Origin of the sequence: Rubrobacter calidifluminis (assembly GCF_028617075.1) — a bacterium.
Classification (GTDB): domain Bacteria; phylum Actinomycetota; class Rubrobacteria; order Rubrobacterales; family Rubrobacteraceae; genus Rubrobacter_E; species Rubrobacter_E calidifluminis.
In genome coordinates, this window is the sequence record NZ_JAQKGV010000038.1 from 1 (window position 1) to 6504 (window position 6504).

Here is a 6504-nt window from a genome sequence, read left to right on the forward strand (position 1 = left end):
CCGGGGGTGGTGGGCGTGATCACGGGGGAGGACGTGAGGAGGCTCTCGCGTCCTTTCCCGCTGGCGGTGGACGTGCCGGTCGAGTACTACCCGGCGGCGGTGGACAAGGTGCGTTACGTGGGGGAGCCGGTGGCGGTGGTGGTGGCGGAGGACCGCTACCTGGCCGAGGATGCGGCGGAGCTCGTCGAGGTCGAGTACGAGGAGCTGCCCGCGGTCGTGGACGTGGAGGAGGCGATGGAGGAAGGGGCGCCGCTGCTGCACGAGCGGGTCGGCTCGAACGTGGGCAACCGCCGCAGCTTCGAGTTCGGGGATCCGGAGCGGGCGTTTTCAGAGGCGGATCTCGTGGTGGAGGAGAGTTTCCGCTTCCCGCGCTACAGCTCGACGCCCATAGAGACCTACGGGGTCATAGCCGACTACGACCCGGCGGAGGATGCGATGACGATCTGGGCGAACTTCCACGGGCCGTTCATCATGCACCGGGTCGTCTCGGCGGCTTTGGGTATCCCGGAGAACCGGGTGAGGTTCGTGGTGCCGCAGGACATCGGGGGGAGCTTCGGGATAAAGTCGGCCGTCTACCCGTACATGGCGCTCATGGGGATCGCGAGCCGCGCTCTCGGTCGGCCGGTGAAGTGGATCGAGGACAGGATCGAACACCTGCTGGGGAGCAGCTCGGGGACGGGTCGGGTCTCGCGGGTCAGGGCGGCCTTCCGCGAGGACGGGAGGCTCCTCGGGCTAGACTACCGCTTCGTCGACGATGTGGGAGGATACATCCGCTCGCCGGAGCCGGCGACGATGTACCGCTGCTTCGGCAACTTCACCGGACCGTACCGGGTCGAGGACGTGCGGGCCGAGACCATCTCGGTCATGACCAACAAGACCCCGACGGGGCTCAACCGCGGCTTCGGTGGCCCGCAGCTCTACTTCGCGCTCGAGAGGACGATGGACCTCGCGGCGCGCCGGCTCGGGCTCGATCCGGCCGAGATCCGGCGCCGCAACCTCATCGCCTCCGATGAGTTCCCCTACCGCACGCCCTTCGGCGGCGTCTACGACTCCGGAAACTACCAGGCCGTGCTCGAGCGGGCGCTGGAGATGAGCGGCTACGAGCGGTTGCGTGAAGAGCAGAAGAAAGCCAGGGAGCAAGGGCGGCGCATCGGGGTGGGGCTCGCCACGATCGTCGACCCCTCCGGGACGAACATGGGTTACGTCACCCTGGCCAAGACGCGCGAGGAGAGGGCTTCCTCCAACGACCTCTCCGGGTGCACCGAGGCCGCGACCGTGAGCGTCGATCCGAGCGGCGGGGTCACGGTCAGCATAACCACCACCCCGCAGGGCCAGGGCCACGAGACGGTGGCGACCCAGATCGTCTGCGACGAGCTCGGCGTCGCGCCCGAGCGGGTGCGGGTCGTGGCCGAGATGAACACCTCGACGATGCCCTGGACCATAACCACCGGCTCCTACTCGAGCCGCTTCGCGCCGCTCTCGGCGAGCGCGATCGCGCTCGCGGCCCGCAGGCTGCGCGAGAAGCTCGCCCGGATAGCCGCCCACCTGCTCGACGCAGCGCCGGAGGAGCTCGAGTTCGAGGAGGGCGCCTTCGTGGTGCGCGGCGATCCGGAGCGGAAGGTCTCGTTGCGTCGGGCCGCCGGGGCGGCCCACTGGAACTCCTCCGCGCTGCCCGAGGACGTGGACCCGGGGCTCCACGAGACGGCCTTCTTCTCGCTCTCCGTGACGAGCCCTCCGGGCGAGGACGACCGGGTCGATTCCTCGGCCACCTACGGGTTCCTCGCCGACGTCGCCGTGGTGGAGGTGGATCGGGAGACCTGCGAGGTGAGGGTTCTCGACTACTTCACCGTCCACGACGCCGGGAGGCTCCTCAACCCAATGCTCGCGGAGGGGCAGATCTACGGCGGCGCCGCCCACGGGCTGGGGGGGGCGCTCTACGAGGAGTTCCTCTACGACGAGGAGGGACAGCTGAAAAACGCCAGCTTCATGGACTACCTCTGCCCCACCGCGGCCGAGGTGCCGGGGCTCAACATCGACCACATCGAGACCCCCTCGCCCTACTCGCTGCTCGGAGCCAAGGGGCTCGGGGAGGGCTCGACGATGAGCGTCCCCGTCGCGGTGGCGAATGCCATCTCCGACGCCCTGCAGCCCGAGGAGGTCGAGATAACCGGGCTTCCGGTGACCCCGGAGAGGGTGTTCGAACTCCTCTACGGGCGGAAGGAGGACGCATGATCCTGAGAGACATGCTCGAACGGGCCGCCTCCCGCTACCCGGAGAGTCTGGCCGTGGTGGACGGAGAGCGGCGGTACACCTACGCGGAGTGGAACGAGCGGGTCGATTCCGTCGCGTGCGCCCTGCGCGGGCTCGGGGTCCGCAAGGGCGATAGGGTGGTGCAGCTGCTCAAGAACCGGGAGGAGAACTGCGCGGTGCACATGGCCTGCCAGAAGCTCGGGGCGATAAACACCCCGCTGAACTTCCGGTGGGCGGAGGAAGAGGTCCGCTACTGCCTGGGCGACGCCTCCCCGCGCGTCGTCCTCTTCGAGGAGGCGACCCGGGAGGTCGTGCTCCGGGCGCGGGAGGGGCTCGGCTTCGAGCCCGTGCTGCTCTACGTGGGGGAAGACCCACCCGAAGACGCGCTCTCCTTCGACGAGGTGATCGGGGCGGCCTCCGGCGAGAGGCCGGAGGAGAACATCGAGGAGGAAGACATCGCGCTCATGCTCTACACCTCCGGGACGACGGGGCGTCCCAAGGGGGTGCTGCGCAGCCAGAGGGCCGAGTACGCGGCGACCGTGGGGCAGGTCATCCACCACGGGTATAGCCTCTGGGAGAGGACCCTCGGGTGCATGCCGCTCTACCACACGATGGGGATGCACTCGCTCACCAGCATGATCTCGCTGAACGGCCTCTTCGTCGCCATGCCCGATTGGGATGCCGGGGAGGCGCTCGAGATCATAGAGCGCGAGCGCATAAGCGCCCTCTACCTCATCCCGACCCTCTTCCACGACCTCGTGGGCAGCCCCGGGTTCGACGAGCACGACACCACGAGCGTGAAGAAACTTTCCTACGCCGGAGCCCCGATGCTCGGTCCGCTGGTCGAGAGGTGCCTCGAGAGCTTCGACCCCGAGGTCTTCGTGAACCACTACGGCTCGACCGAGGTGTACATCTTCGCCGTCTACCCCGAGCCCCGGAAGAAACCCGGGTGCGCCGGGAGGGCCGCCTTCCACACCGAGATAAGGGTGGTGCGCGCAGACCCCGAGCCGAACGTGCGTCCGGACGAGGTGGTCCCGCAGGGGGAGACGGGGGAGATAATCGTGAGGCTCTGTGACGACGCCTACTCCGGATACTACAACCGACCCGAGGCCACGGCCAGGACCATCCGGGAGGGCTGGCACTTCACCGGGGACACCGGGTACATCGACGAGGACGGAGACCTGTGGGTGACGGGCCGGGTCGACGACATGATCATCACCGGCGGAGAGAACGTCTACCCGGTCGAGGTCGAGGAGGTCATCTCGCGCCACCCGGGCGTCGAGGAGGTCGCCGTGGTCGGGCTTCCGGACGAACGGTGGGGCCAGGCGGTGACCGCCTTCATCGTCCCCGCGGGAGAAGACCTCACCCCGCAGGAGATAGACGAGCACTGCAGGAAGAGCCCCTCGCTGGCCCGCTTCAAGCGGCCGAAGAGGATCGTGCTCGTGAAGGAGCTGCCGAAGAGCCCGGTCGGAAAGCTCCTCAGGAGGCGGCTTCTGGCCGGGGAGTACGAGGAGCTGAAAACGACGGACAGAGACGAGGGGAGCAGGGTTTGACGCTCAAGGCTGAAGATTTCGGGCTCGAACTCGAGAACATGCGTTTCTCCTTCGAGGAGGAGCGCGGCGTGGCGCGTCTGGTGCTCGACGACCCGAAAAAGATGAACCGCGTCACGATGGGGATGCGGGATCAGATCTCGGACCTCTTCCGCGCGCTGGAGAGGGACGGCCGGGCGCGGGTGGTCGTCGTCCGCGGCGAGGGTGAGCGGGCGTTCACCGCGGGAGGGGATATCGCGGGCTTCCTGAAGGAGCACCCGGGCAGGCTCTCGCTGCTGCACGAGAACGTCGCCGCCCCCGAGCGGTTCCCGGGGATGGTCATAGCCGCCATCGACGGCTACTGCTTCGGGGTGGGGCTCGAGCTCTCGCTCGCCTGCGACTTCCGCGTCGCCACCGAGCGCGCCGTCTTCGGGTTACCGGAGGTCGGGCTCGGGATGATCCCGGGCAGCGGCGGCACCCAGAGGGTCTCGCGCCTCGTCGGGATGACGCGGGCGAAGGACATGATCCTGCGGGGCCGCAGGGTGCCCGCCCGCGAGGCCCTGGAGTGGGGCCTCGTGACCTCGGTGGTCGAACCGGAGAGGCTCGACGAGGCGGTGGAGGAGCTCGCGGACGAGCTGCTCTCGCGGCCCCGCCTCGCCCTCGAGCACGCCAAGCGGGTGCTGAACTTGGGGTATGACGCTCCGCTCGAGGCCGCGCTGCAGATGGAGGGTTACGCCTACGGGATGCTCCGCTCGACGGAGGATTTCGCCGAGGGGGTCGAGGCCTTCGTCGAGAAGCGTAAGCCCGAGTTCAGGGGGCGTTAGCAATGAAGCCCGCACCGTTCGAGTACGCAGCCCCGGAGAACGTCGAGGAGGTGCTGGAGCTCCTCGGTGAGCACGGCGAGGAGGCCAAGGTCCTCGCCGGGGGGCAGAGCCTGGGGCCGCTTCTGAACATGCGCCTGGCCACCCCCGGGGTGCTCGTGGACATAAACCGGGTGGAGGGGCTCTCCTACCTGCGCAGCGGCGACGACGTGCTCGCGGTCGGAGCGCTCGCCCGCCAGCGGTCGATAGAACGCTCCATCTCCATCCCCCGAAGATGGCCGTTGCTCCATCAGGCCGCACCGTACATCGGGCACGTCGCCATCCGCAACCGGGGCACGATCTGCGGCAGCCTCGCCCACGCCGATCCTGCCGCCGAGCTCCCGGCCGTCGCCGTCGCCCTCGGTGCCCGGCTGCGCATCCGCAGCGCGCGAGGCGGGCGTGAGGTTGAGGCCGGAGACTTCTTCGTGAACTACATGACCACGGACCTCGCCCCCGACGAGCTTCTGGTGGAGGCGAGATTCCCACCTCTCCCGCCGCGCACCGGCACCTCCTGGAAGGAGGTCGCCCGCCGCCACGGTGACTTCGCGCTCGTCGGGGTGGCGGCGGTCGTGACGCTCGCGCGGGACGGGAGGTGCGAGCGGGTGCGACTGGTCTACACCGGCGTGGCCCCCACACCGTTCGAGGCGGGGGATGCGGAGGAGATGCTCTCCGGGGAGAGCCCGACCCGGGAGCTCTTCGGGGAGGCCGCCGAGCGGGCCGCGCGGGATTGTGAGCCTGGCTCGGACGTACACGCCTCCGCGGCCTACCGGAGGCACCTGGTCCGCGTCCTCACGAAGAGGGCGCTCGGAGAAGCGGTTCGGCGCGCGCGGGAGGAGGGATGATGGAGCGGAGGAGGACCATCAGGCTTACGGTGAACGGCATCCGCTACGAGCGGGAGGTCGAGGTGAGAAAGACCCTCGCGGACTTTTTGCGCTACGACCTGGGGCTCAAGGGCACCCACGTCGGGTGCGAGCACGGGGTGTGCGGGGCGTGCACGGTGATGCTCGGGGATGCGAGCGTCCGCTCTTGCATCCTGTACGCGGTTCAGGCCGACGGGCAGGAGGTTCTCACCGTGGAGGGGCTCTCCTCGCCGGAGGGGCCGCTGCACCCGCTGCAGCAGGCCTTCCACGAGCACCACGGGTTGCAGTGCGGTTTCTGCACGCCGGGGTTCCTGATGAGCGCCCTGGAGCTTCTGGCGGAGAAGCAGAACCCGGGCGAAGAGGAGATCCGGGAGGCGCTCTCGGGAAACCTCTGCCGCTGTACCGGCTACGAGGGGATTGTAGAGGCGGTGCGCGCGGCGGACAGGACCTGGGACAGGGGGTAGGCGACCGTGAAGATGGAGAACGAGTTTGCCGTGAAGGCCCCGCTCGGGAGGGTGTGGGAGACGATGCTCGATCTGGAGCGCATCGCGCCCTGCCTGCCCGGGGCCTCGATAGAGGAGTCCGCCGACGGCGAGTACCTCGGGACGATGGCGGTGAGGCTCGGTTCGATCTCGGTCCGCTACCGCGGGACGGTTCGTCTCGAGGAGGCCGACGAAGAGAACCGCCGGGCCCGACTCCGGGCGAGCGGCAGAGAGACCAGGGGGCAGGGGACCGCCTCCGCGACGATAACCGCGACGATGCGCGGAGAGGGGGATACAACCAGGGTCCGGGTAAAGACCGACCTGGATGTCTCCGGCCGTGTGGCGCAGTTCGGGCGCGGGATCATGCAGGATGTGGCCTCGGAGATCATGTCCCGCTTCGCCTCCTGTCTGGAGCGGGAGATCCTGGGTGAGGGAGCCCGGGAGCCGGCCGCTCCCGCGTCGGAGCGAGGGGATTCCGGTTCATCTCCGGGGGAGGAGGGCCTGGATCTTGCCGGGGTGGGAG

General features: G+C 68.9%; 6 protein-coding genes. All 6 read left to right on the forward strand.

The genetic code is table 11. The annotated features are described in order from the left end of the window. A partial coding sequence (locus PJB24_RS15640) for a xanthine dehydrogenase family protein molybdopterin-binding subunit (protein WP_273847553.1) occupies window positions 1-2232 on the forward strand: 2232 nt, incomplete at its 5' end. Further along, on the forward strand, window positions 2229-3803 hold the full coding sequence (locus tag PJB24_RS15645; protein WP_273847554.1) for a class I adenylate-forming enzyme family protein: 1575 nt from the start codon (window positions 2229-2231) through the stop codon (window positions 3801-3803). The genes PJB24_RS15640 and PJB24_RS15645, both read left to right, overlap by 4 nt. Continuing rightward, window positions 3800-4603: an enoyl-CoA hydratase/isomerase family protein gene (locus tag PJB24_RS15650; protein ID WP_273847557.1), complete on the forward strand. Its 804-nt coding sequence runs from the start codon at window positions 3800-3802 to the stop codon at window positions 4601-4603. Before PJB24_RS15645 ends, PJB24_RS15650 begins: the two co-directional genes overlap by 4 nt. Window positions 4604-4605: 2 nt before the next feature. Continuing rightward, complete coding sequence (locus PJB24_RS15655) at window positions 4606-5481, forward strand: FAD binding domain-containing protein (protein ID WP_273847559.1); 876 nt, start codon at window positions 4606-4608, stop codon at window positions 5479-5481. Then, window positions 5481-5963, forward strand: coding sequence for a (2Fe-2S)-binding protein (locus PJB24_RS15660; RefSeq protein WP_273847561.1), 483 nt, complete (start codon window positions 5481-5483; stop codon window positions 5961-5963). Before PJB24_RS15655 ends, PJB24_RS15660 begins: the two co-directional genes overlap by 1 nt. Before the next feature lie 12 nt (window positions 5964-5975). Next, window positions 5976-6504 (forward strand): SRPBCC family protein (locus PJB24_RS15665; RefSeq protein ID WP_273847565.1); only part of this gene is annotated, 529 nt, incomplete at its 3' end.

What these genes read in the sequence shown, in the direction of transcription:
- PJB24_RS15645 (WP_273847554.1), top strand. Translation starts at nt 2,229, where the DNA reads ATGATCCTGAGAGACATGCTCGAACGGGCCGCCTCCCGCTACCCGGAG.
- PJB24_RS15655 (WP_273847559.1), top strand. Translation starts at nt 4,606, where the DNA reads ATGAAGCCCGCACCGTTCGAGTACGCAGCCCCGGAGAACGTCGAGGAG.
- PJB24_RS15660 (WP_273847561.1), top strand. Translation starts at nt 5,481, where the DNA reads ATGGAGCGGAGGAGGACCATCAGGCTTACGGTGAACGGCATCCGCTAC.